The sequence below is a fragment of the Paraburkholderia mimosarum LMG 23256 = NBRC 106338 genome (genome assembly GCF_000739815.1).
Lineage (GTDB): Bacteria > Pseudomonadota > Gammaproteobacteria > Burkholderiales > Burkholderiaceae > Paraburkholderia > Paraburkholderia mimosarum.
On sequence record NZ_BBJJ01000214.1, the window covers coordinates 1 to 2,840 of the forward strand.

Genomic DNA, 2,840 nt, shown 5'->3' on the forward strand with positions numbered 1-2,840 from the left:
TCACCTCGGAAAACTGGTGGGTAGGGTCGCGCGCGACACCCGCACCAACGACAGTCATCTCCAGATTGCACGATAACGTCGTCAACGCACCCCGTCGCGCAAGCGCACATCAGTCTGCTCATATGCATGAAAGGCCGCCGGTGAACAAGGACGTGGTGACGTGAGAGAGGTTCGCACAAACGTCATACGGATATTCCGGCATCTGATGGTAACCGGCTCCCATAGGCGGGGACCAAACTGCCGGGCTTGCATTACAGGAAAATAGAGTCGCGGGCGGTGCAGCCTGCGATGGTCGGCAAAAGCGCGCAAGCGCTCGCAACAGAGCAACGACAGGTGGTATCGCGCGCTACACTGAGTCCACAACCCTGCATGGCCCTGCGCACATTGCATGCACTCCCGGCAACCACATCTCCGAAAGATAACAGCATGGAAATCCGCGTTGCGTACGAACATAGTCTCGCCACTGCACCGGAGGAATTCATCGTTCAGGTGCCTTCGCAGCTCGTGACCGATATCCCCGCGAACGTGCCGCGCGCCCTGTTGCCTGAATTCATCGCGAACCTGATCGTCGAACGCTCACCGGCAATCGGAAAGATTCGCAATCTCAGGATTCTCTAGCGGGCTTCTTTTCAGCGGTGATGCCTGTGTGTCGACAGGCGTTGTTGCCCAGCCTCGGCAACACTCAGAAAAGGCTCTGCTGCCTGATATCGCGTGCTGGAGGCAATGACGGCTTCTGGCGTCGCACGCCCGTGCGGCGGCGAATAACACGGCGTACATGGCCGATCAGCTCGAAGCCTCCGTTCGCAAAACTGAGCGTGAGCCGGAACCGCGTCAGCCCATCCGGTCCGATACCGGGCTGCACGCGCAGCGATGCACGCATGTCGAGCCGACGGGCACGGTCCACGAGCTGCGCGCGGCTCATGCCCGGCCAGGCGGCCGAGATCAGCTGGCCGACCATCGAAGGAACCGACTCCGGCGGACAGTCGGCCGGCAACGCCAGCGAGACAAGTTCAAAACGGTTGGGCATCGGATTGAAGGCGCCCGCACCTGCGTCCCGCGCTTCCTCATGGACATACGTGGCGTCACCCTGACGCAAGGACGACGCGCAAAGGCACCTGAGTGACCAGTCGTAGCGGGCCGCCAATGCTGCGTGGCGAGCATCAAGCTCTGCCGGCTACGACTGTATCATCCATTACGCCGCTGCGACTTCAGGCGTGACAGTAGCGGTAGTTGCCTGAACTGCGGCTGGTGCCTTTTTTGCTGCGGCCTTGCGCGGTGCCGAAGCCTTTTTCGCGGGTGCTGCAGCCTTGCGTCCGCGTCCACGCTTTGCCGGAGCCGCCGCTGCCCGGCCTGCCTTCTTCGTGGCAACCGTCGTCTTCGCCGTCGTCTTCGCGACCTTCTTCGCCACGACACGCTTCGCGGCCGCCTTCTTCGCAGGAGCCGCCTTTGCGCCAGCATCCTTTGCCGTTGCACCAGCTTCAATCAGGAATTTCGAGCGATCCTTGACGTCGCGAATCCACAGCGGTGCAAGACCACGGCCCGACCACGTCGCGCCCGTTTTCGGATCCGCGTATTTCGGTGCAACGTGATGTACGGCCGCGCGCGGGGCTTTTGCTGCTGCCGATTTCGGCTGCGTAACCCCCGGCTTGCGACCGCGCCGCTTAGCGACAAAGCCTTCAATGTCAGCGACAGTCAGTCCGTGCTTGTGCATCAGGTCACGGATTTTTGTGAGGCCCACCGACGACTGCTTTTCGGCGATCGCCACCGCCTGCTTCTCGAGTTTTGCTATTTTCAACTTGATTGCGTCCAAGGTAACCATTTCTATTTCTCCTGTGGGGTATGCCGTCCATGCGATCCTGGAATTTCCCTGGCGTGTTTGCCAGGCACTTCGAAGTTCGGTCTGCCCGTCAAAGGTTGACACCATCGTCGCGGTGGTGATTATGAACCTTACCAGTACGCTCCTGCAAATTGAATGTGCCGCGCCCGGCGATTTCAATGCAACTGCAAATTAAAAATCGACATCGCGCGGTTGCTGCTTCGCGGCAATATATCAATTCCCTGTTGTCCAGACTCGTACCCGCACATCGCCGTTCGCGTGACCGATGTTCAGTGCGATGAAGCCCGAGCGCGACAAAAGATGACGTAGGGTGCGCAAGCAAACCAGGCGTCGCCTTCGGGTTGACTTATACTTGTCAAACACACAAACCAACCAGTCGCGAGAGATTCCGTTCGCCGATCCCGGCAATACGCGGCTCAAAAATACCTGCCCTCTTCGCCGCCGCAGCAGTGCGGCAGTGTCGCGTGGCAACCTGGCGGCACGTAATCTGCAATTTGCCTGCCGAATGCCAGGCGATTGATCGGAGAAAATCGGAGTAAAGCTGATGGATGAGAGAAAGCGCGAGAGCATCGTGGCCTACATCCGGCGACGGATGGCCGAGTTTGGAATGTGCGACGTGACGTCGCGTAGTTCGTGGTTTTACCGCTGATGTTCGGCGGGAGCAAAACCGGGCGTTCCGTCGCCCGTAGCCTATCGGGGCATGCGGGACTGGCAACGGTCTCGTGTGAAGCCTCCGAAACAATGTAGCCCGGCGCAAGCCGTACCAAGATCGCGAGATCGATGTTCCTCTGCGAGTGTCAACGCGGAGGGGGCGCTAGGCTGGATGGCAAGGTTAAGGTACCTGAACTGCTGATAAACACCGTCACTCGGAACGGGCCAAAGACACTGATAGGCCAGCCCCAAAAAGGGACCGTGGCGGGTCTGCTCGCTATTCCATCGGGCAGCACGGACACCATCGCCACCGGTGGAGAGGCAGAACCTAAACCATCCGTGCGAACTACGC

Annotated in this window: 3 protein-coding genes; 1 reads left to right on the plus strand and 2 read right to left on the minus strand. The window is 59.8% G+C overall.

Translation table 11 applies throughout. The annotated features are described in order from the left end of the window. Window positions 1-426 precede the first annotated feature (426 nt). Window positions 427-618 (plus strand): hypothetical protein, encoded by a 192-nt coding sequence (locus BMI01S_RS36715; protein WP_028215456.1) that lies wholly within the window; start codon window positions 427-429, stop codon window positions 616-618. Window positions 619-682: 64 nt separating this feature from the next. On the opposite strand, the gene BMI01S_RS36720 is transcribed toward BMI01S_RS36715, so the two are convergent. After that, window positions 683-1,144 (minus strand): hypothetical protein, encoded by a 462-nt coding sequence (locus BMI01S_RS36720; protein WP_255217859.1) that lies wholly within the window; start codon window positions 1,142-1,144, stop codon window positions 683-685. Between the two features lie 48 nt (window positions 1,145-1,192). After that, on the minus strand, window positions 1,193-1,819 hold the full coding sequence (locus tag BMI01S_RS36725; protein WP_028233097.1) for an H-NS histone family protein: 627 nt from the start codon (window positions 1,817-1,819) through the stop codon (window positions 1,193-1,195). Window positions 1,820-2,840 lie beyond the last annotated feature (1,021 nt).